This window comes from Pseudomonas sp. H3_C08, from assembly GCF_054669455.1.
In genome coordinates, this window is record NZ_CP162803.1 from 133,883 (window position 1) to 156,333 (window position 22,451).

17 protein-coding genes and 2 tRNA genes are annotated in these 22,451 nt (G+C 59.7%); 5 read left to right on the forward strand and 14 right to left on the reverse strand.

Features of this window, described 5'->3' with window-relative positions:
* Positions 1-5: 5 nt before the first annotated feature.
* Positions 6-1,343 (reverse strand): 30S ribosomal protein S12 methylthiotransferase RimO, encoded by a 1,338-nt coding sequence (gene rimO / locus AB4N74_RS00685; protein ID WP_093436402.1) that lies wholly within the window; start codon positions 1,341-1,343, stop codon positions 6-8.
* 350 nt (positions 1,344-1,693) lie between these two features.
* Here rimO and AB4N74_RS00690 point away from each other — a divergent pair, with 350 nt between their 5' ends.
* On the forward strand, positions 1,694-3,535 hold the full coding sequence (locus tag AB4N74_RS00690) for a potassium transporter Kup (protein ID WP_371748304.1): 1,842 nt from the start codon (positions 1,694-1,696) through the stop codon (positions 3,533-3,535).
* A gap of 197 nt (positions 3,536-3,732) precedes the next feature.
* Here AB4N74_RS00690 and AB4N74_RS00695 read toward each other — a convergent pair whose 3' ends face one another.
* From AB4N74_RS00695 to AB4N74_RS00715, 5 genes are all read right to left on the reverse strand, one after another.
* On the reverse strand, positions 3,733-4,044 hold the full coding sequence (locus tag AB4N74_RS00695) for a DUF3077 domain-containing protein (RefSeq protein WP_257357179.1): 312 nt from the start codon (positions 4,042-4,044) through the stop codon (positions 3,733-3,735).
* Positions 4,045-4,763: 719 nt separating this feature from the next.
* Positions 4,764-6,059, reverse strand: a complete 1,296-nt coding sequence (locus AB4N74_RS00700) for a virulence factor family protein (RefSeq protein ID WP_460097980.1) — start codon at positions 6,057-6,059, stop codon at positions 4,764-4,766.
* Entirely contained in the window at positions 6,059-8,698 is a 2,640-nt protein-coding gene (gene mprF, locus AB4N74_RS00705) for a bifunctional lysylphosphatidylglycerol flippase/synthetase MprF (protein WP_099758168.1), read from the reverse strand. The genes AB4N74_RS00700 and mprF overlap by 1 nt, the downstream gene beginning before the upstream one ends.
* A 279-nt stretch (positions 8,699-8,977) precedes the next feature.
* Positions 8,978-9,054 (reverse strand) — tRNA-Met (locus AB4N74_RS00710).
* A 222-nt stretch (positions 9,055-9,276) separates the two neighbouring features.
* Positions 9,277-9,353 (reverse strand) — tRNA-Met (locus AB4N74_RS00715).
* Between the two features lie 280 nt (positions 9,354-9,633).
* On the opposite strand from AB4N74_RS00715, the gene dinB reads away from it, so the two are divergent.
* On the forward strand, positions 9,634-10,695 hold the full coding sequence (gene dinB, locus AB4N74_RS00720) for a DNA polymerase IV (RefSeq protein ID WP_095049107.1): 1,062 nt from the start codon (positions 9,634-9,636) through the stop codon (positions 10,693-10,695).
* Between the two features lie 93 nt (positions 10,696-10,788).
* On the opposite strand, the gene AB4N74_RS00725 is transcribed toward dinB, so the two are convergent.
* The 4 genes from AB4N74_RS00725 to AB4N74_RS00740 all read right to left on the reverse strand — a co-directional run bounded on the left by AB4N74_RS00725 (position 10,789) and on the right by AB4N74_RS00740 (position 15,561).
* A complete protein-coding gene (locus AB4N74_RS00725) occupies positions 10,789-11,742 on the reverse strand; it encodes a hypothetical protein (protein WP_093436376.1) in 954 nt (317 codons plus the stop codon).
* A 17-nt stretch (positions 11,743-11,759) separates the two neighbouring features.
* Complete coding sequence (locus AB4N74_RS00730; RefSeq protein ID WP_093436373.1) at positions 11,760-13,475, reverse strand: proline--tRNA ligase; 1,716 nt, start codon at positions 13,473-13,475, stop codon at positions 11,760-11,762.
* A gap of 129 nt (positions 13,476-13,604) precedes the next feature.
* On the reverse strand, positions 13,605-15,164 hold the full coding sequence (locus tag AB4N74_RS00735; RefSeq protein ID WP_093436370.1) for an AmpG family muropeptide MFS transporter: 1,560 nt from the start codon (positions 15,162-15,164) through the stop codon (positions 13,605-13,607).
* Between the two features lie 43 nt (positions 15,165-15,207).
* Entirely contained in the window at positions 15,208-15,561 is a 354-nt protein-coding gene (locus AB4N74_RS00740) for an MGMT family protein (protein ID WP_257357183.1), read from the reverse strand.
* A gap of 165 nt (positions 15,562-15,726) precedes the next feature.
* Between AB4N74_RS00740 and AB4N74_RS00745 the strand changes: the two genes are divergently transcribed.
* Positions 15,727-16,734 carry a DUF481 domain-containing protein gene (locus AB4N74_RS00745; protein ID WP_093436364.1) on the forward strand — a complete coding sequence of 336 codons (1,008 nt, stop codon included), beginning with the start codon at positions 15,727-15,729 and terminating at the stop codon, positions 16,732-16,734.
* Positions 16,735-16,852: 118 nt separating this feature from the next.
* Here the strand turns inward: AB4N74_RS00745 and AB4N74_RS00750 are convergent, their stop codons facing one another.
* Entirely contained in the window at positions 16,853-17,062 is a 210-nt protein-coding gene (locus AB4N74_RS00750; RefSeq protein ID WP_002554837.1) for a cold-shock protein, read from the reverse strand.
* 354 nt (positions 17,063-17,416) lie between these two features.
* Here AB4N74_RS00750 and dcd point away from each other — a divergent pair, with 354 nt between their 5' ends.
* On the forward strand, positions 17,417-17,983 hold the full coding sequence (dcd, locus tag AB4N74_RS00755) for a dCTP deaminase (protein WP_093436360.1): 567 nt from the start codon (positions 17,417-17,419) through the stop codon (positions 17,981-17,983).
* A 107-nt stretch (positions 17,984-18,090) separates the two neighbouring features.
* Positions 18,091-18,300: a hypothetical protein gene (locus tag AB4N74_RS00760; protein WP_093436355.1), complete on the forward strand. Its 210-nt coding sequence runs from the start codon at positions 18,091-18,093 to the stop codon at positions 18,298-18,300.
* A gap of 46 nt (positions 18,301-18,346) precedes the next feature.
* On the opposite strand, the gene pdeM is transcribed toward AB4N74_RS00760, so the two are convergent.
* The 3 genes from pdeM to AB4N74_RS00775 form a co-directional block, all read right to left on the reverse strand.
* Positions 18,347-19,003 carry a ligase-associated DNA damage response endonuclease PdeM gene (gene pdeM, locus AB4N74_RS00765; RefSeq protein WP_460097981.1) on the reverse strand — a complete coding sequence of 219 codons (657 nt, stop codon included), beginning with the start codon at positions 19,001-19,003 and terminating at the stop codon, positions 18,347-18,349.
* Positions 19,000-21,489, reverse strand: a complete 2,490-nt coding sequence (locus AB4N74_RS00770; protein WP_099758170.1) for a ligase-associated DNA damage response DEXH box helicase — start codon at positions 21,487-21,489, stop codon at positions 19,000-19,002. The genes pdeM and AB4N74_RS00770 overlap by 4 nt, the downstream gene beginning before the upstream one ends.
* Positions 21,490-21,681: 192 nt before the next feature.
* Complete coding sequence (locus AB4N74_RS00775; protein ID WP_460097982.1) at positions 21,682-22,446, reverse strand: ABC transporter ATP-binding protein; 765 nt, start codon at positions 22,444-22,446, stop codon at positions 21,682-21,684.
* Between the last annotated feature and the right edge of the window lie 5 nt (positions 22,447-22,451).

The following is a 22,451-nucleotide window of genomic DNA, read 5'->3' on the forward strand; positions in this document are numbered from 1 at the left end:
TCAGATCAGATCTGCTCAGCCCACAGATCATATTCGTCAGCGTCAGTCACCTTGCACCAGACCTTATCGCCCGGCTTCAAATTGCTGCCGTTATCAATAAACACGTTACCGTCGATTTCCGGTGCATCGAAGAAGCAGCGGCCAACCGCGCCTTGCTCGTCAACTTCGTCAACCAGCACTTCAATCTCACGGCCGATGCGCATTTGCAGGCGGGCCGAGCTGATCGCCTGCTGGTGCGCCATAAAGCGATCCCAACGATCTTGCTTGACCTCGTCCGGCACCACTTCCAGATCCAGATCATTGGCCGGAGCGCCTTCAACCGGCGAGTACTGGAAGCAGCCGACGCGGTCGAGCTGGGCTTCGGTCAGCCAGTTCAGCAGGTACTGGAAGTCTTCTTCGGTTTCGCCCGGGAAGCCGACGATGAAGGTCGAACGGATGATCAAATCCGGGCAGATTTCGCGCCAGTTCTTGATCCGCGCCAGGGTCTTGTCTTCGAACGCCGGGCGTTTCATCGACTTCAACACTTTCGGGCTGGCGTGCTGGAACGGGATGTCCAGGTACGGCAGGATCTTGCCGGCAGCCATCAGCGGGATCAGCTCGTCAACGTGCGGGTACGGGTAAACGTAGTGCAGGCGGACCCAGACGCCGAGGGTGCTCAGCGCTTCGCAGAGTTCGGTCATGCGGGTTTTCACCGGCGCGCCGTTCCAGAAACCGGTGCGGTATTTCACGTCAACGCCGTAGGCGCTGGTGTCTTGCGAAATCACCAGCAGCTCTTTAACGCCGGATTTGACCAGACGCTGAGCTTCGTCGAGCACATCGCCCACCGGACGGCTGACCAGTTTGCCGCGCATTGATGGGATGATGCAGAACGAGCAGCTGTGGTTGCAGCCTTCGGAAATCTTCAGGTAAGCGTAGTGGCGCGGGGTCAGTTTGATGCCTTGCGGCGGCACCAGGTCGATCAGCGGGTTGTGATCTTTACGCGGCGGCACCACTTCGTGCACGGCGTTGACCACTTGCTCGTACTGCTGCGGACCGGTCACGGCCAGCACGCTCGGGTGCACGTTGCGGATGTTGCCTTCTTCCACGCCCATGCAACCGGTGACGATCACCTTGCCGTTTTCCTTGATCGCTTCGCCGATCACTTCCAGCGACTCAGCCTTGGCCGAATCGATGAAACCGCAGGTATTGACCACGACCACGTCGGCGTCCTGATAGGTGGACACCACGTCATAGCCTTCCATGCGCAGCTGGGTCAGGATGCGCTCGGAGTCGACCAGTGCTTTCGGGCAACCCAGAGATACAAAGCCAACCTTTGGATTGGCCGGCGCAGGAGTGGTGGACATGTCTAACCTCGGTATTTTGTGACATCGCTTTCTTGGTGCGAAAGCCGACGGATGGGCGCTTAGGGCGCGCCTCTGATCAAAAAGTGCGCAATTCTAGCGGTGAGGAGCGCACTTGACCAGCTTTATGCCGGGAAATACGACGAGTGCTGCGCTATGCTTCGCGCCGTTGAGCTTTACCAATTTTTTACAGTCAACAAAACGTCTGTAACAACAGGTAAAACAGCGCATGCTGCACCACAAAGCATAGTGCTTCATTCAAAGAAGCCGGTTCTGAGAAGTAGGAGTGTTGGATGGGTCAGGCAAGTAGTCATGCGGCAGGCGCCGAGGGTTCGGCAACCAAGCCGCTGAGCATGCTGGTCGCGGCAGTCGGGGTAGTTTACGGCGACATCGGCACCAGCCCGTTGTACACCCTCAAAGAAGTGTTTTCCGGCGGTTACGGCGTACCGGTCAATCACGACGGCGTGCTGGGCATTCTGTCGTTGATCTTCTGGTCGCTGATCTGGGTCGTGTCGATCAAATACATGATGTTCGTGCTACGCGCCGACAACCAGGGTGAGGGCGGCATCATGGCGCTCACCGCACTGGCCCGTCGCGCGGCCGGGCATCGCAAGAAGCTGCGGTCGTTGCTGGTGGTGTGCGGGCTGATCGGTGCGGCGCTGTTTTACGGCGACAGCATGATCACCCCGGCGATTTCCGTGCTGTCGGCGATTGAAGGTCTGGGGCTGGCGTTTGAGGGTATCGACCATTGGGTGGTGCCGCTGTCGCTGGTGGTGCTGGTCGGACTGTTTCTGATCCAGCGTCACGGTACGGCGCGGATCGGCATCTTGTTCGGGCCGATCATGGTCACCTGGTTCCTCGTCCTCGGCGCCCTCGGTGTGTATGGCATCAGCCACACGCCAGAAGTGCTGCATGCGCTGAATCCGGTCTGGGCCGTGCGTTTCTTCATGGTCCACACCGGCATGGGCGTGGCGATCCTCGGCGCCGTGGTGCTGGCCCTGACCGGTGCCGAAGCGCTGTACGCCGACATGGGCCACTTTGGTCGCAAGCCGATTGCCCGGGCGTGGTTCCTGCTGGTGCTGCCGGCGCTGGTGCTGAACTACTTCGGCCAGGGTGCCTTGCTGCTGGACAACCCGGAAGCGGCGCGTAACCCGTTCTATCTGCTGGCGCCGAGCTGGGCGCTGATTCCGCTGGTCGGACTGTCGACGCTGGCCACGGTGATCGCTTCGCAAGCGGTGATTTCCGGCGCGTTCTCCCTGACGCGTCAGGCGATTCAGCTCGGTTACATCCCGCGCATGTACATCCAGCACACCTCCAGCGATGAGCAGGGCCAGATTTACATCGGCGCGGTGAACTGGGCGCTGATGGTTGGCGTTGTGCTGCTGGTGCTGGGCTTCGAATCCTCCGGCGCACTGGCCTCGGCCTATGGCGTGGCAGTGACGGGCACCATGCTGATGACCACCATTCTGGTGTCGGCGGTGATGCTGCTGCTGTGGAAATGGCCACCGATCCTTGCGGTGCCGGTGCTGATCGGCTTCCTGCTGGTGGACGGTCTGTACTTCGCCGCCAACGTGCCGAAGATCGTTCAGGGCGGCGCATTCCCGGTGATCGCCGGTATCGCGCTGTTCGTGCTGATGACCACCTGGAAGCGCGGTAAACAACTGCTGGTCGATCGTCTCGACGAAGGCGCGCTGCCGCTGCCGATCTTCATCAGCAGCATCCGCGTGCAACCGCCGCATCGGGTGCAGGGCACTGCGGTGTTCCTCACCGCGCGCTCCGACGCCGTACCGCATGCGTTGTTGCACAACCTGCTGCACAACCAGGTGCTGCACGAGCAGGTGGTGTTGCTGACCGTGGTCTACGAAGACATCCCGCGTGTACCGCCATCGCGGCGTTTCGAAGTGGAAGCGCACGGGGAGGGCTTCTTCCGGGTGATCCTGCACTTCGGCTTCACCGATGAGCCGGACGTGCCGCAGGCGCTGAAGCTGTGTCATCTGGATGATCTGGACTTCAGCCCGATGCGCACCACGTACTTCCTCAGCCGGGAAACGGTGATTGCCTCGAAGCTAGAGGGCATGGCGCGTTGGCGTGAAGCGTTGTTTGCGTTCATGTTGAAGAATGCCAACGGCAACTTGCGGTTCTTCAATCTGCCGTTGAACCGGGTGATTGAATTGGGGACGCAGGTGGAAATGTAAGCCAGGCCTCAAATTAAAGGCCCCCGTCAGCTTCAAGGCTGCCGGGGGCTTTTTTGTGCCCGCACATAAACTTCCAATCCACTGCAAATCCTATGTGGGAGCGAGCTTGCTCGCGAAGGCTGAGTGTCAGTCGAGACATATGGTGGCTGATCCACCGCATTCGCGAGCAAGCTCGCTCCCACAAGGGTTCTGTGGTGTTAGTGGCTTTCAGGCAATTCTTCTTCGGATTCGGTCTTTGTGCGAGCAGGTCGTGGGATCAGCGCTTGGATCACATCATCAATCAAGGCTTTGCCCATCACTGTCAGATAATGCGCGGCCCAGGCATGGCGGTCGGTGTCTTTGATGAAGGCTGCATCCTCGGCGAAGGATTTGGCGAGGGATAGCAGGTCGGAGGATTGGGACAAGGCATCGATGATCGGGATGCCGGCGCGGACGTTGAAGAACGCTTGATCCGAGTTGTAGAGGAAAGGGGTGAAGCCGATGGTTTTAAGATCAGGTGGATTGTTCATGGTCAGTTCCCTTGATTTCGAGAGCTGCCGCATCCGATACCAAGCGAATGGGTGGCAGCTGTGCGCAGGTTGGTAAACCGGGGAATCAAGGAAACCGGCACGCCCGAAAGCGTCCCACGCACAGCTGCCATAACACAGGGACTCGGACGGGATTTCGCCTGAGTCGTGTCGGGTGCGCTGTTGCGCCTTATTCCACCGGGTTACCAAGCCCGATCGCTGAATGGGTCAGCGACGTCCGGAGAGTATCCCGTCGAAAAACAGCGCAACAGAGCGGCAAAGCGTCCAAACACGAGTTTCGGAGTTTGCCTACAAGGTCTGTGGGCGTCATCTGATATTGCGAGACCAGAAGTAAACGAAACTAAACGTTGCTGGCGGCTTTGCGGGTATTTGTTCGGCAGATGAATGAGTGTGGAGTTGACGATTCGATAATGCCAATTAAGCAGGTGTCCACGTTTTATGGAATGTGGACACTTGGTTTTTTTAGCTTCCTGAAGAGTCAAGAGATTTGCGAGTCTTGGCACAAAACTGCTGAATCCAGCGCAATCCCCCTGTGGGAGCGAGCTTGCTCGCGAAGTCTTAGTGTCAGTCGGCGAATCTGTTGACTGACCCGCCGCTTTCGCGAGCAAGCTCGCTCCCACAGCGATTGTGGTGGCGGCTGGAATGTAAAAAGCCCCCGAAACTGTGAAGTTGCGGGGGCTTTTTTGTGGGCGTGGCTCAGATCACTCTTCGGCGACCGAGTCCTTGCTCTGACGCTTCTCGATCAAATCCACCAAGCGCTTGGCCAGCGCCGGGTAGTTCTCGTCGAAGTGGTGGCCACCAGGCAGTTTCACTGCTTCGCCGACTGCAGTCTTGTCCGTGCAGCCACTTTCATCGGTCTCTTCTTCACCGTAGATGCACACAACCTTGGCCGCTGGCAGCTTGGCCATCTCCGGGCCGGTGGCGGCTTCTTTGCCGGCATTGCCCAGCCAGCCTTCGACTTCGATTTCGAAGCTGCCGGTGCGGGCGAAGGCCAGCAGGATGATAGCGTCTACACGCTGCTGCTCGGTTTCCGGCAGGCGGTTGTAGATCGCCGGCAGAACGTCGGCACCGAACGAGTAACCGGTGAGGATGAAGCGCTTGGTGCCCCATTTCTGCCGGTAGTGCTGCATCAGTTCGGTCAGGTCCAGCGCGCTTTGCTCCGGGCTCTTGTGCTGCCAGTAGTAGCGCAGGGTGTCGATGCCGACCACCGGGTAGCCGATCTTGGCCATTTCACCGGCCACGTCGCGGTCGAGATCGCGCCAGCCGCCGTCACCGGAAAGGAACAGGGTCACGGTGTCCTTGGCTTGACCGGCCGGCACTTCAACCACCGGGATCGCCAGACCGCCGTTGGCCTTGTCGCCGCCGACGAGGATCTTGCGCAGTTCGTTGTTCAGCACTTGCGGCAGGTTGATGTCGTAGTCACTGATGCTGGTTTCGGCGTTCGGTTGATCGCGCACGAAACCTGCGCTGGCGTCGTCCGGGTTGTCGTTCCACGCCACCAGCCAGTGGCCGTGGGCGGCGGATTTCGGCAGCAGGTGGGTGCAGCCGGGTTTTTCCAGCGCCAGGTCGACGGACACGGCTTGGGCTTTGTCATCTTTCTGTTCCGACAACCAGCGCCACGCCAATACGGCGCCCGGGCCAATGCCGCTGACCAAGGTAGCGGGGCCGTTCAGTTCGCGCAGACCGGTTTGCAGGGCGCGGCTTTGCAGCAGGCAGTCCTTGGGCAGAATCACCTGAACGATCTGCGCCGAAGCGCTGCGGCTCAGGGTGGTCAGTTGTTTTTCACTGAGTTTCTGGTCGTCGTTGACCGCTATCAGGACCTGCGCCTTGGGCTTGGTGCCGGGGATGATGCGGGTCATGGCGGCGCCGTCGGCCGGGGTCAGCTGTTCGACGGTCGGTTCCGGTGCCGGGCGTTTGAGGTACCAGAAACCGCCGCCGGCAATCACGGCCAGCACGATCAGTGCGGCCAGGATGTACTTCAGGGAGCGTTGAATCATCAGCGTTTCACCAATCCAGTCAAGCCGCCCGCGATCAGGGCAGCAGTGTCGGCCAGCGCCACCAGCGGATCGAGTCCGGCGGGCACGGCCATATAACGGGGTTCCCAGTCAGGCTGGAACTTGTCTTTGAAGCGGCGCAAGCCTTGGAAGTTGTACAGCTGCTCACCACGGCGGAAAACCATCGAGCCCAGACGCTGGGTCAGCGGTGCACCACGCCGGGGTTGCAACCCCGACAACGGCACCATGCCCAGGCTGAAGCGCGCGTATCCGTGACTCTTATAGTGTTGAATCAGGCCGACCATCATGAATTCCATGGTCAGCTTGGGGGCGTCCGGGTGCGCGCGCATCAGGTCGAGACTGGCCAGGTCATGGCTGTAAGTCTCGAGCAGGTTGGCGAATGCCACCGGGCGACCTTCGAAGCGAATCACCGCGATGCGGAAATGCTTCAGGTAATCGTCGCTGAAGCGGCCGAGGGAGAAGCCTTTCTCACGCACGTTCTTGCCGGTCAGCCACGCATCGGAAATCACTTTCAATTCGTCCATCGGCGCTTGGCCCGGTTCGTGGATTTCCAGCGACAAGCCGTCGCGGGTGCCACGGTTCCAGGTGTAACGCAGGTCCTTCATCTCTTTGCCCTTGGCTTCCAGGTCAAAGCGAAGCAGATCGACCCGGGCTTCTTCGCCGAGTTTGATCGCGGTCAGGCCGATGTCCATGTAGTACGGCAGGTTCTCCGCGCGCACCTGATAGAACACCGGGCGGGCGTGGTGAATGTCACAAAGGTCGCGGAACTGCCAGATCATCTCGGCGCGCTGCTGGCCGGGGCCGATCGGGTCGTACAGCGCCACCAGGCTGCGGCCACGGCGTGCGTACATCAGGAACGCTTCGTCGTTCTGGTGAAACAGCAGCGCCTTGTCACCGGTCAGCGCGAGGCCACCGTCGGGTTGCGACGACGCCATCAGAATCTTCGCCGCGCGATCGAGCTCGTCAGGCGTCGGCAGGTGAATGACCGGGCGCGCGGTGCGCAGCAGCCAGGTCAGCGCGATGACCAGCAACAGCACGGCAGCGCCGAGCAGCGAGCGCAGGCCACGCGGGGCGTCAGCGTCGAGGGTGAACTGCCACCACAGTTGATGGCTGTACGGCACGTCCTGATAGGCGAACAGCAGCAGCCACGTCGAAGCGCCCAGCACACAGAGGCTGGCCACCAGATACAGGGGGGAGAAGGGCAGTTCGGTCAGGCGGCTCGGGCGATAGAACGAGCGACGGAACACACCGAGCAAGGCTGCGGTGAGGGTCATCAGCGTCGCTTCTTCCCAGTCGAAACCTTTAAGCAGCGAGAGCAGGGCGCCGACCAGCAGCAGAATGGTGGTGAGCATCCACGCCGCCGACAAGCGCCGACGCAGGCCCTGAGCGAGCATCAGACAGAGCACGCCGATCAGGCTGGCGCCGAAGTGCGAGGCGTCGACCAGACGATGCGGGATCAGAAAGCCGATGTGTTCCAGACGTGTATCGATCTCGGGCGTCGCACCAGAAAACAGCAGCACCACGCCGGACAGGAACACCAACACCGCCAGAATCGGTGCCGCCAGGCCGGACGCCGCGCGCATGGTCTGGGTTTGAAACAGGCGTTGGCCTTCGTTGATCAGCAGGAATACGCAGGCGACCAGCAGCGGCAGCACCACATAGATCAGGCGATACAGCAGCAGCGCCGCGGCCAGTGGTGCGGCACCTAGCGTGTCGGCGAAAGCGGCCAGCAGAATCGCTTCGAACACACCGACACCGCCGGGCACATGGCTGAGTACGCCGGCAGCCAATGCCAACAGGTACACCAGCAGGAATGCGCCGAACGGCGGCGCCTCCGGCAGCAATAGATAGAGGACAGTAGCGGCAGCGGCAACGTCGAGCGCGGTGATGATCAGTTGCAGGAACGTCAGGCGGCGGCCCGGCAGGCGCAGCGTGCGCCGGCCAACCCTGACCAGCAGGTTGTCGCGCAACGGTTGTTCCGGCAGGCGCCGACGGTAGATGCCAACAGCCAGTACTGCGCCAAGCGCCAGCACAACAGCGGCAACCGTGCCGAGCAGACCTTCGGACAAACCCAGGGCTTGAGAGGCAGCAGGCAGGTCGCTCAGCGTTGCCAGTGCAGCCAGCGGCGGCAAGGCGCAACCCAGCGACAGGCTGGCGAACAAGGTCATGTGCGCGACTTCCGACGCCCCCAGACCCAGTCGTGCATATAAACGGTAGCGAACCGAGCCACCGGACAGCAGCGACAGACCGATCGCATTACCAATCGCAAACGCGGTGAAGCCGCCCAGCGCCAATGTGCGCGGCGGCAAGGTCACGCCGGCATAGCGACTGGCCGACCATTCATAGCCAAGCAGAATAATGAAGCCGACCACGGTCGCACCGAAGGCGCCGAGCAGGGCGGGTTTCGGCACGTCAAGAATCGAGTCGTGCAGCGCATCGAGATCGAGTTCGGCGAGCAGATGACGACAGGCAATCAGCGCAATGGCGAACAACAGCAAGGTGACCCCCAGCCCGATGGGCTGACGGTATTTGCTCAACCGATCCAGCAAGCGCAGGCGCTCGGGTTTGATCGGGTGTTCCGCTGTGACGGTGTCTTGTGGATCAGACGAGTTGGCGCGCATCAATCACCTCTTGGATTGTGCGCGACAGGATGGAGGTATCCAGCCAAGTTACCAATCCCTGTAGAAAAAAATAATCACAAAATACTACGCCTCTCACCGGGTATCGGCGAGGGCAGTTCCTGGATTGCAGAGGCCTTGCCTGCGACTCAAGCATAGTCGCAAGTGAGGACTTCTGAAGATCCCAAGCGGTTCACTGCACAGTGACAGATCATTGTTGCGAAAGGACTTTTTCAACAGATACAAAAAAGGCCACTCTTTCGAGTAGCCTTTTTTGATGTTTGGTTGCGGGAGCCGGATTTGAACCGACGACCTTCGGGTTATGAGCCCGACGAGCTACCAGACTGCTCCATCCCGCGTCTGTGTGGCGGCATTCTACAGGCGAACGGCGAGGTGTCAACCGCTAATCCCGTAAAGGGTCAAATAAGTGTGCATTCGCGTCAAACGGTCGCAGGTGGTGCGTTAAGTTTCGGAAATGCAAAGAATTCCTGTTTGGCGATCGCTTCTTTATAAGAAGCGGAAATCGACAAAACAGACGCGCACAAAAAAGGCCACTCTTTCGAGTAGCCTTTTTTGATGTTTGGTTGCGGGAGCCGGATTTGAACCGACGACCTTCGGGTTATGAGCCCGACGAGCTACCAGACTGCTCCATCCCGCGTCTGTGTGTCGGCATTCTACAGAGGAACGCCGGGGTGTCAACCCGCAATCTGGATAAAATCTGTTGAGGTTCAATCGGTTAGCGTTTTTTCTCGGGTGTTTTTGACGCTGCAGGGCAGGTGGGGCAAGGCTTTCAGCTCTATTGGAGGTCGCTCGTCGATTGATAAAATAAATTCAAAGGACATTTCCTACCGCCTAGAAAGAACATTCATACCACTGGTGCTATATACAGGTGTCAGTGAGATACTGCCGATCCGGCTCGCCACGTTTCCTTTTCTGACATGACTCAGCGAAAAATCATCCACATCGACTGTGATTGCTTCTACGCCGCTATCGAGATGCGCGATGACCCGCGTCTGGCCGGCAAGCCGTTGGCGGTGGGTGGCTCGGCGGACCGGCGCGGGGTGATCGCCACCTGCAATTACGAAGCGCGGGCCTATGGCGTGCGTTCGGCGATGGCTTCGGGACATGCTTTGAAGCTGTGCCCGGACCTGACCATCGTCAAGCCGCGCATGGACGCCTATCGCGAAGCGTCGAAAGAAATACACACGATCTTCAGCGATTACACCGACCTGATTGAACCGCTGTCGCTGGATGAGGCTTATCTGGATGTTTCCGATAGCGCGCATTTCGGCGGCAGTGCCACACGCATTGCCCAAGACATTCGCCGGCGGGTCTCCAATCAATTGCACATCACCGTGTCTGCGGGCGTGGCGCCGAACAAGTTTCTGGCAAAAATCGCCAGTGACTGGAAAAAGCCGAACGGCTTGTTCGTTATTACGCCGGATCAGGTGGAGGAGTTTGTCAGCGGTTTGCCGGTGAGCAAGTTGCACGGCGTCGGCAAGGTCACCGCCGACAAGCTCGGCAAGCTGGGGATCGTCGACTGCCAGCACTTGCGCGAGTGGGACAAGCTGGCGCTGGTGCGCGAGTTCGGCAGTTTTGGCGAGCGACTGTGGAGTCTGGCCCGTGGGATCGATGATCGGTTGGTGCATAACGACAGCCGGCGTCAGTCGATCAGTGTGGAAAATACCTACGACGTTGATCTGCCGGATCTGCGCAGTTGCCTGGATAAATTGCCCGAACTGCTCGAAACCCTGAAAACCCGTATGGCGCGGATCGACAGCAGTTATCGGCCGGGCAAGCCGTTCGTCAAAGTGAAGTTTCATGATTTCACCCAGACCACACTGGAGCAGGCCGGGGCAGGGCGGGATCTGGGCAGTTATCAGTTGATGCTGACGCAGGCGTTTAATCGCGGCGGGAAACCGGTGCGGTTGTTGGGGGTTGGGGTAAGGCTGGAGGATTTACGCGGAGGGTTTGAGCAGATGGAGTTGTTTGAGCGGTAGATTTGCGGTGTTTGTCAGGGCCTCTTCGCGAGCAGGCTCGCTCCCACATTGAAATGCGTTCCAATGTAGGAGTGAGCCTGCTCGCGATTGGCTTTAATTCGGTCCCGGATCCGCCACCAGACGCCCGGCATCCTTGGTCAGCGACTTGAGAAACTCGGTCTGCAACTCAGGATCATTGCGCGTCAATTCGATCAGGCTTTGTTCCAGCTCGCTGGCTTCTTCTTCCAGACCCAGTTCCGACAGACGTTTGACCCGGTGCACCCACTGGCTCACTTCGTCGTCTTCCAGGTCGTCATAAATCAGCCCGTGCGCTTCCAGCAACTTGCCGCGCAGATGACTGCTGATCATCAGCGATGAGTCAGAGTGAACGTCATCCTTGGCGTCTTCGACGCTGATCTGCAGTTTGCCGACATGATTGAGGTCATTTTCGGCAAACGGACTGTCGAGCAGGTTCAGGCGCAGCACACCGTTACGATCAGTGGTCATGTCGAAGGTCTGTTTGCCAGCCTTGACCTGCACCGGACGTTCGCTCCACGGCAGGCTCGAATACTCCGTACGCTTGTCGCGCTGGACTTCATCGATGCCGGCCAGGTTCTGTTGCGCACGACCGTTGGACTGCGCGTTCATGAACGGGTTGAGCCCGGCAAAACCATAGCTCAGCCAGTCCTTGGTGACGCTGTCCGGCAAGTTGCCGAGGGCGAACACATTGACTACGTTGGCGCCGATGCCGCCCACCACGGCTACCGCGCCCAGCGGAATCTCATAGATCTCCCGCCAAGGCTGGTAAGGCGTGTAGCGATCGTAGCGACGCGTCACTTCGAACTCGGTGACTTCGAAGGTCTTCTGCTCGTTGATCTTTACGCGTCGCTGCGGCAGCTCAAGCTCCTTAGGCTCACCGACATCGATCTGCAGGCTGTGGTCGAGCAATTTTCGCTCGACCCGCTCTTCGTGCTCGCTGCGTTGTGACATGTGATTGGCACAGCCGCTGACCAGCAGGGCACCGCACAGGGCGGTGCCACCGAGGCCTAAGGTGTTTCGCTTGAACATGACGTCTCTATCTGGTTTCAGCGGCGGATACGGGCCTGAAGGAAGGACACCACATCGGCGACCGGCAGCGCTTGCGCTTCCGGCTCGGTACGGCTCTTGTATTCCAGGTTGCCTTCGGCGAGGCCGCGGTCGCTGACCACGATCCGGTGTGGAATGCCGATCAGCTCCATGTCCGCGAACTTGATGCCCGGGCTGGTTTTCTTGTCGCGATCGTCCAGCAGCACTTCGAAGCCGGCAGCTGTCAGTTCGGCGTACAGCTTGTCGGTGGCTTCGCGCACCTGCTCGGTTTCATAGCGCAGCGGCACCAGAGCGATCTGGAACGGCGCCAAGGTGTCGCTCCAGATGATGCCGTTGGCGTCGTTGTTCTGCTCAATGGCCGCAGCCACCACGCGAGATACGCCGATGCCGTAGCAACCCATTTCCAGGGTGACTGGCTTACCGTTCTCGCCCAGCACTTCGCACTTCATCGCCTTGCTGTACTTGTTGCCCAGCTGGAAGATGTGCCCGACTTCGATGCCGCGCTTGATTTCCAGCGTGCCTTTGCCGTCCGGGCTTGGGTCACCGGCGACTACGTTACGCAGGTCAGCGACGGTCGGAACCGGCAGGTCGCGCTCCCAGTTCACGCCGAAGTAGTGCTTGTCGTCGATGTTCGCGCCGATACCGAAGTCGCTCATCAGCTCGACCGAACGGTCGATGATGATTGGCAGCGGCAGGTTCAGCGGGCCGAGCGAACCGGCGCCGGCGCCAATGGCGTCACGCAGTTCGGCATCGGTGGCCATGACCAGCGGGCTGGCCACGCCAGGTTGCTGGGCAGCCTTGATTTCGTTGAGTTCGTGGTCGCCGCGGATGACCAGCGCGATCAGCTTGCCTTCTTCTTCGGCGCGCACGATCAGGGTCTTGATGGTCTTTTCAATCGGCAGATTGAATTTTTCCACCAGCGCCGCGATGGTTTTGGTGTCTGGCGTATCGACCAGGCGCAGCTCTTCGGTCGGAGCAGGGCGCGAAGTTTCGCGTGGCACCGCTTCGGCTTTTTCGATGTTCGCCGCGTAGTCGGAACCGTTGCTGAAGACGATGTCGTCTTCGCCGGACTCGGCCAGTACGTGGAATTCGTGCGAACCGGCGCCACCGATCGAACCGTTGTCGGCTTCAACCGGACGGAATTTCAGGCCCAAGCGGGTAAACACGTTGCAGTACGCTTGGTGCATGCGGTCATAGGTGACCTGCAGCGATGCCTGATCAGCGTGGAACGAGTAAGCATCTTTCATGATGAATTCACGGCCACGCATCAAGCCGAAGCGTGGGCGGATTTCGTCACGGAATTTGGTCTGGATCTGGTACAGGTTGATCGGCAGCTGTTTGTAGCTGCTCAACTCGTTGCGCATCAGATCGGTGATCACTTCTTCATGGGTCGGGCCCGCGCAGAAGTCGCGACCGTGGCGGTCTTTGATGCGCAGCAGCTCAGGGCCGTACTCTTCCCAGCGCCCCGATTCCTGCCACAGCTCGGCCGGTTGGGTGCTCGGCATCAACACTTCCAGAGAACCTGCAGCGTTCATCTCTTCGCGAACGATGGCTTCAACCTTGCGCATGACTCGCAGGCCCATGGGCAGCCAGGTGTACAGGCCGGAGGCGAGCTTGCGGATCATGCCGGCGCGCAGCATCAGCTGGTGGCTGATCACGACCGCGTCGGAAGGCGTTTCTTTCTGTGTGGCGAGCAAAAATTGACTGGTGCGCATGGTTGGCCGTTGTCGGTTGCTATGACTGGAAATGACTCCGCAGTGTACCGGCGAGTTTTGCCGACGTACAGGCGTGAGGTCAGTAGGGAGGCACGACGGCGGGATTCCTCCCGCCGTTGCCGAAACGTCTTACGATTCTTCTGCGACCGGTGTCGGCACAGGCTCGGGCGTTGGCGTCGGGCCTTGGCGGCGGCTCTCCTGGAACCAGTGCAGGGCGATCAACAGCAGAGTCGGCACACCGAGCAGGGCGGTGATCAGGAAGAAACTGTGGTAACCGAACTTCTCCACCAGAACCCCGGAATAGCCGCCCATCAGGCGCGGCAACAGCAGCATGATCGAGCTGAGCAGCGCGTATTGCGTGGCCGAGAACTTCAGGTTGGTCAGGCTCGACAGGTAGGCAACGAACGCCGACGTCGCCAGGCCGGAACTGAAGTTGTCGAGGGATATGGTCACCACCAGCATCTGCAGGTTCGGGCCCATGTCGGCGAGCATGACGAACAGCAGGTTGGTGGCTGCCGAGGCCGCGCCGCCGATGAACAGGATCGGCAGAATGCCGAAGCGCACGATCAGCAGGCCGCCCATGCCGGCGCCGACCAGCGTCATGATCAGGCCGAAGATCTTGCTGACACTGGCAATCTGATCCTTGGTAAAACCCTGGTCGATGTAGAACACGTTGGCCATGACGCCCATCACCGTGTCCGACATTCGATAAGTGGCGATCAGGCCGAGCAACAGCAGTGCCTGCCAGCGATAGCGCAGAATGAAGTCGTTGACCGGCGTCAGCACCGGGGCGAGGCCGCGACGGCCCATGGTCGACAGGCACAGACCGGTCAGCAGCGTATACAGAATGGCGCGCAGAAACGCGCGGTCTTCAAGCAGCAGGTCGAGCGGGCTCATGCCGCCGAACAGTACGCTGGCGAAATCAGTGTTGTAGAGCTGGGTGAACATCGCCGGTACCGAGACCAGCAACACGATCAGCACAAACACCGACATCAGTTGGTGCATGAAGGTGTAACGCCCGGCCTGCAACTGAGTGCGTAGCGGCACCGGTGGCTCGCGCATGAACAGCGTGGTCAGCAGCGCGGGAATCATCAAGGCACCGAACAGCGCGTAGGTGCCGGCCCAGGCCGAATGCTGATAGTTGAAGCCAGTGGAGCCGAAGCCCTCAGCGAAGAACAGCGCGCCAGCGGTGGCCAGCAGTGCAGCCACGCGATACCCGGACATATAGCTGGCGGCGAGGGCGGCCTGGCGGTTGTCTTCGGCGATTTCCAGGCGATAGGCGTCGACCGCGATGTCTTGGGTGGCGGAGGCGAAGGCGACGACAACCGCAATGGCGATCAACCAGGACAGGTGCTTTTGCGGGTCGCAGAAACCCATGCCGATCAAGCCGAGGATGACCAGGGCTTGTGAGAGCACCAGCCACGAACGGCGACGGCCAAGTTTGCCCAGCAAAGGCAGGCGCCATTGGTCGAGCAGTGGTGACCAGACCCATTTGAACGCATAGGCCAAGCCGATCAGGCTGGCGTAGCCAATGGTTTCACGGGCGACACCGGCTTCACGCAGCCAGACGGATAGCGTAGAGAACACCAGCATGTACGGCAGGCCGGCGGCGAAACCGAGCAACAACAGCACGAGCGTCGAAGGACTGGCATAAGCGGCTAGCGCGGCGCGCCAGGTTTTACGGGGCATGGGCTGAAGTCTGCCTCAAGATTGCGGAAACAAAGCGCGCACTCTAACCGCTGTGCTCTACCGGACGCCAGCCATGGCGCTGAATATCCACACGATTGTTCAGGACGGTGATGCCTTCCATGCGCAATCGAGCCCGTTGTTCATCGCCGGACGGGGTGCCCACCGGCAGGCTGATCCGACCGCCGGCGCCCAGCACACGGTGCCAGGGCAGCTTTGTATCGCTGGGTAACTGACTCAAGGTGCGGCCGACCCAGCGGGCGGCGCGCCCCAGCCCGGCCAGTTCAGCTAACTGACCATAACTGACGACTTTGCCTTCGGGCACTTGGGCGAGCGTCGAGTAGAGCGCCGTGCGTCGGATTTGCGCATCGTTTTCAACGCTGTCGAGCGGGTCTTTCACGTGCGCGGTTCCTGAGCATGAACAGTTTGATGGCTTTCAGAGTAATCGGTGATCGCGCAATTGAGAAATGAACTCATCGGAAATAGTCCGGTCAGTCCTTGTCAGGGTCTTATTCCTACGGATAATGCCGACCTTTTTTCGCAAACTTGAGCCTTCGATTTGCTTATGTTGTCCAGATCCCTGCTGTGCCTTGCTGTTTTCAGTGCGTCCACGCCCCTGCTTGCCGACACCGTCTGGTTGAAGAACGGTGACAAGTTGAGCGGCACCATCACCGTGTTCGATGGCGGCAAGCTGTTGATCCAGACCAAATACGCCGGTGCGGTCACCATTGACTGGAAAGAGGTCAAGACGCTGGACAGTGATCAGCACTTGCTGGTCAAACAGGATGCCTACAGCGGTGAAGTGTCCAAGTCGCTGACGGCTGCCGAAGATGGCAAGGTCACCCTGGCCAACGGTGAGGCGCCGAAAACCGTTGAGCTGGCGAGCATTCAGCAGATTCTCAAACCGAAACCGGTGGTCGAGGATCTGGTGTGGAAGGGCAATGTCGACCTGGCGCTGGATTATCAACGCGCCGAGAAAGACACTGATGACTACGATGTCGGCTTCAAGACCACAGCACGGCATGGGCGCTGGCGTCATACCGCCGAGGGTGAATACAACCGCGAAGTGCAGGACGACGAGACCACCACCGACAACTGGCGCGCCGAATACGCACTCGACCGCTTCCTGACCGATAAATGGTTTTGGCAAGGCCGTCTGAACTACAAGCGCGATCACATCGAAGAGCTGGCACGCCAGCGTGTGGTCGGTACCGGTCCTGGCTACCAGTTCTGGGACGACGAGTTGGGCGCGTTCTCGCTGGGCTCGCTGCTTAACCGCACCGACTACGAGTATCGCGATGGTAGCAAAGACAATTTCTATTCCGTCGCGATGAAGTGGGATTACAACCGTTACCTGATCGGCAAGAAAGTCGAGTTCTTCACCAACGGTGAAGTGGGCAAGCCGCTGTCGGGTGTTGCCGATTACGCGCTGGATGCTGAATTGGGGCTGCGCTACAAGGTCACCGACTGGGCGTCGCTCAACCTCAAGGCTGAACGCGACATCATCAGCGGCACCAACGATGCCGATCTGAACAAGACCCGTTATACCGCCGGGTTTGGCGTGGCCTGGTAAGGCACCCACAAAAAATCGCAGCCCTGGCAGGCTGCGATTTTTTTTGCCTGTACAAAACAGGCGCCCACAAAAAAGCCCCGCTTTTAAGGGCGGGGCTCTTTTCTAAAGAAGCTACAAGTTAGATAACTTGTACTTCTTCAGCTTGCATGCCTTTCTGACCGCGGGTAGCGATGAAAGAAACCTGTTGGCCTTCTTTCAGGCTTTTGAAGCCGTCGGATTGGATAGCTTTGAAGTGAACGAACAGGTCGTCACCGGATTGTGGAGTGATGAAGCCGAAGCCTTTTTCATCGTTGAACCACTTAACGGTACCGGTTTGGCGATTAGACATGGTGTAACTCCTTGAACAAAGATAACTGCGACTCAGGAAGAACCCTGGCCGAGACTGAGTGCAAAGAGCAGGAAAAATTCTTGTAGATGGTTGGATCGAAATTCAACATATCGTGTAGAGATTCTCAGTGACACAAGCAACACAGTGACGCCACCTTAACCCAGTTTCCGAGAAGTGCCAATGCTTCTTGCGAAGGTTTCTCTGTTTTCGGGATCGGCGGTGTGACGGTTCGTCGCCAAAGCCCGTATTTCATGGGTGTTCGGCGAGAATTGCACCGCGCACTTTGAACCCGGCGGCGCGCCCGGTAAGATGCCGGACAGAATTTTTCCACCTCGCTATTCAGGACACCCCGCCATGAGCATCAAATCGGACAAGTGGATTCGCCGCATGGCGCAGGAACAGGGCATGATCGAGCCGTTCGTCGAGCGCCAGATGCGCGGCAGCGATGACAGCCGAGTGATCTCCTACGGTGTATCGAGCTACGGCTACGACGTGCGCTGCACCAATCACTTCAAGGTGTTCACCAACATCAACTCGTCCATCGTCGACCCGAAAAACTTCGATCCGGGCAGCTTCGTCGACGTCCACAGCGATGTTTGCATCATTCCGCCGAACTCCTTCGCCCTGGCCAGCACCGTCGAATATTTCCGCATTCCGCGCAATGTGCTGACCATCTGCCTGGGTAAAAGCACCTACGCGCGTTGCGGCATCATCGTTAACGTCACCCCGCTTGAGCCTGAGTGGGAAGGCCACGTGACCCTGGAATTCTCCAACACCACCAACCTGCCGGCGAAAATCTACGCCAACGAAGGCGTGGCACAGATGCTGTTCCTCGAATCCGACGAGGAATGTGAAGTGTCCTACAAGGATCGCGGTGGCAAGTACCAGGGCCAGCGTGGCGTGACCTTGCCGCGCACCTGATCGGTCCATCCGACAGATCGCGGGAATTCTTTGGCGGGCAGACACTCTATGGGGTGTACTGCCCGTTTTTGCTTTCGGCAAAACGGGCCTTCGCCGAGGAGTGCCCTATGAAGATCGATCCGCAAATCACTGCCGAACTGGCAAGGCTCGAGCCCAATCAGATTGGCGTATTGGCCTGGTCCTTGTTGGCGCATCCGCCACTGAGCATGGCCGGCGGAATTCCCGGACAGCCCAATCCCGATACCCCCAACGAGCAACCAAGCGAGCCTGGCGAACCGACGCTTCCGGACGAGCCGCCACCGGCACCGGTTGCCTGATCTGCATTGACAACCAATGGCCAGTCAGATGAGGTCTGCAAAGACTTCAACTGACTGGCCATATTTCGTTATCGCCGATGACGAAAATCCTGCAACTCTCTTCGCGCTCGACCGCATAGCCGCCGGTGAAGGCGCCGAATGCCGGTAGCAGGCTGAGGCGTTCGCCGAGCCTGAAACACGCCAGGCGCAAGCTTTGCCGACCCTTGCCGCGCAGCCGATAGACCGGGTGTACGTGACCCGCCAGCACGTGCCTTTCAGGGTGCGGATCAGGCTCGTGCTGCAAGGCGAATGGCCCGAGCAGCAGCGGTTCCGGCACCACCCGGATATTCAGCGATTCAGGTGGATCACCGGCGCGTTTGTCATGATTGCCGCGAATCAGTGTCATCGGCAGATCAGCGTGGCGCGCGCGCCATTGTGCCAGCGCGTCCAGCGTGCCTGGCGCATGAGAGCCGGGCCCGTGGAGGAAGTCACCGAGAAAGATCAATAACCGGCAGGGCAGCTTCGCCAGCAATTGATCAATCACTGCGATATTGCTCGCCGTGGTGCCGTGCGGAACCGGTTGACCCAGACTGCGGTAAGCCGCCGCTTTGCCGAAATGCACATCGGCAATCAGCAGGACCTGTTGCGCGGGCCAGTACAGGGCTTTTTCCGGCAAAAGCCATAGTTCTTCGCCGGCCAGGCGTACCGGGTAGCCTGAACTCATGAGGATTTATCCTTGTCGGCGCTGTTCTCCAGATCACCAACCATTCGCCTGATGCGATCAGCGAGTTTTTCCGAACTCATGCTTTCGCGCATGCGCTCCACCAGCAGCGGGAAGCCCAGTGGTGTAGGACGTTTAACCTGATGCACGTCCAGTTTCATCCCGTTGATCCGCTCCAATGTCTGTTCCAAGCGACGAATATCCAGTTCTTCTCGCAGGACTTCTTCCCCGGCCTGGGCCAGCAACAGATTATCTGCGTCGTATTGTTTGAACACTTCAAAAAACAGTCCGCTGGACGCCTGCACCTGTCGGGTGCTTTTCGGTGCGCCGGGGTAGCCGGCGAAGACCAGCCCGGCAATCCGCGCGATCTCGCGAAAACGGCGCAAGGCCAGTTCGCCTGCGTTCAGACTGGCCAGAACGTCCGCTAATAAATCATCGGCATTGAAGAGATCGGCATTCAAATACTCGGCCCAGTCGATCGGCGTGGCGCTGAGCAATTCCAGGCCGTAATCGTTCACCGCGATGGAAAACGTCACGGGCTGCCGTTGACTGACGCGCCATGCCAACAGGCTCGCCAGTCCCAGATGCACCTGGCGCCCGGCAAAGGGATAGAGGAAAAGGTGCCAGCCTTCGCGGGACTTCAGCACCTCGGCCAACAGGTTTTCGGTGGTGGGCAGTCCAGACCAGCGCATCTGCGTTTCCAGTAACGGCCGCAGTGCGTGCATTTCCGGCCCGACAAACTCACCCTGCGCGGCCGCGCTGAAACGACTGACGACAGCGGCGGCGAGCTCATTGGAAAGCGGCATGCGCCCGCCATTCCAGCGCGGCACGGCGGCTTTTTTTGCGGTGCTGCGTTTGACGTAAGCGGTCATGTTTTCCACTCGCACCAACTCCAGTAAACGCCCGGCGAAGAGAAAACCGTCACCCGGTTTAAGCCGTGCGATGAAACCTTCCTCGACACTGCCCAACTGTTTGCCACCGCCGCCCTTGCTCCAGAATTTCAGATGGATGCTCGCGTCACTGACGATGGTGCCGATGCTCATGCGATGGCGCCGCGCCAATCGCGCATCCGGCACCCGCCAGACGCCGTGCTCGTCTGGCTCGACCCGGCGGTAATCCGGATAGGCTGTCAGAGACATCCCGCCATGGCGTACGAAAGCCAGCGCCCAGGCCCAGTCAGCAGCTGTCAGGTCACGATAAGCCCAGGCGCCACGGACTTCTTCGTACAGCTCATCGGGTAAAAATCCACCGCCAAGGGCCATGCTGACCAAATGCTGGACCAGCACATCCAGCGGTTTGTGCGGTGACTGGCGTGGTTCGATACGCCGTTGTTCGACGGCATCACGGGCGGCAGCGGCTTCGATCAGCTCAAGGCTGTGAGTCGGCACCAGCGTTACTCGCGAGGTGCGTCCCGGCGCGTGGCCTGAACGACCGGCGCGTTGCATCAGGCGCGCGACGCCTTTGGCCGAGCCGATTTGCAGCACGCGCTCGACTGGCAGGAAATCCACGCCCAGATCCAGGCTCGAGGTGCAGACCACGGCTTTGAGGTGCCCGTCTTTCAAGGCCTGTTCGACCCAGTCGCGAGTCTCGCGAGACAGTGAACTGTGATGCAAAGCGATCAACCCGGCCCAATCGGGTCGCGCCTCCAGCAATGCCTGATACCAGATTTCCGATTGCGCTCGGGTATTGGTGAAAACCAAGCTGCTGGCGCAGGCCTCCAGTTCGGTGACCACTTGCGGCAGCATCTTCAGGCCGATGTGTCCGGCCCACGGAAAACGTTCAATCGCCGGTGGGAGGAGGGTGTCGACCTTCAGCGCTTTTTCGTTTTGCCCCTGAATGCTGATGCCGCCGCCCTGTGGGATCAGCACTTGTTCGGCGTGGGATTGATTACCGAGAGTGGCGGACACCCCCCAGACGATCAGTTCGGGTTGCCAATGCCGCAGGCGTGCGAGGGCCAGTTGCAGTTGCACGCCGCGCTTGTTACCGAGCAGTTCGTGCCATTCATCGACGACGATCATGCGCAGACTCGCCAGCGCCACCTGCGCATCGGCACGAGCGAGCAGTAAGGTCAGGCTTTCCGGGGTGGTGATCAGCGTGGTCGGCAGGCGCCGGCTCTGCCGGGCGCGTTCGCTGCTGCTGGTATCGCCGGTGCGCAGGCCGATGCTCCATGGGATCTGCAGGTCATCGACCGGTGTTTGCAGGGCGCGCGCAGTGTCGGCGGCGAGGGCGCGCATGGGGGTGATCCACAGCACGGTCAGTGGTTCGGCCGGTGGTTTGCGCTTGCGTGGGCTTTCAACAACAGCGGCGGGTTTGGCGAAGCGATTGAGCGCGGCAAACCACACCGCATAGGTTTTGCCGGCACCGGTGCTGGCGTGGAGCAGACCGGATTGGCCGTTTTTGACCGCCGCCCAGACCTGTTTCTGAAAGGCGAACGGCTTCCAGTTGCGGGCGCTGAACCAGATTTTTGCCAGATCGGAGGATTTCGCCATGCGGGCTGCGCGCGCTCTGGAGGGGTTCTTCCAGTGACCACGGGGCGGGCGGACAAGTTTGATTTTTGTAGGCTGCGGAGGTCCACTGTGGGAGCGAGCTTGCTCGCGAAGGCGGCGGAACATTCAAAATCAATGTGACTGACAGAATGCTTTCGCGAGCAAGCTCGCTCCCACAGGGTTTTGCACTAATGGCTATTTGAGGTTGCCGCTGAGGAATTGTTTCAGGCGTTCGCTTTTAGGGTTGCCGAGTACATCCTCGGGCGCACCTTCTTCTTCCACCAGACCTTGGTGCAGGAACAACACCTGGCTGGAGACTTTGCGGGCGAAGCTCATTTCGTGGGTCACCATGATCATGGTCCGGCCTTCCTCGGCCAGCCCTTGAATCACCTTCAACACTTCACCGACCAATTCCGGATCGAGCGCCGAGGTCGGTTCATCAAACAGCATTACCTCCGGCTCCATCGCCAGCGCCCGGGCAATCGCCACGCGCTGTTGCTGACCGCCTGAGAGAAACGCCGGATATTGATCGGCCACTCGTGCCGGCAGGCCAACCTTGTCCAGATAACGCCGCGCACGGTCGTCGGCTTCCTGTTTGCTGCAACCCAGCACCCGGCGCGGGGCCATGGTGATGTTTTCCAGCACGGTCATGTGGCTCCACAGGTTGAAGTGCTGGAACACCATCGCCAGCCGCGTGCGCAGGCGTTGCAGTTCATCGGCGTCGGCGACGTGCATGCCGTGGCGGTCGGTGACCATGCGGATCGCCTGGCCATCGAGGCTCATGGCGCCATCGTTGGGTTGTTCGAGAAAGTTGATGCAGCGCAAAAAGGTGCTTTTGCCCGAGCCGCTGGCGCCGATCAGGCTGATCACGTCGCCGGTCTTGGCCTTGAGCGAAACGCCTTTGAGCACCTGATGGTCGCCATAGCTTTTGTGCAGGTCTTCAACGGTCAGTTTGTACATGGGAC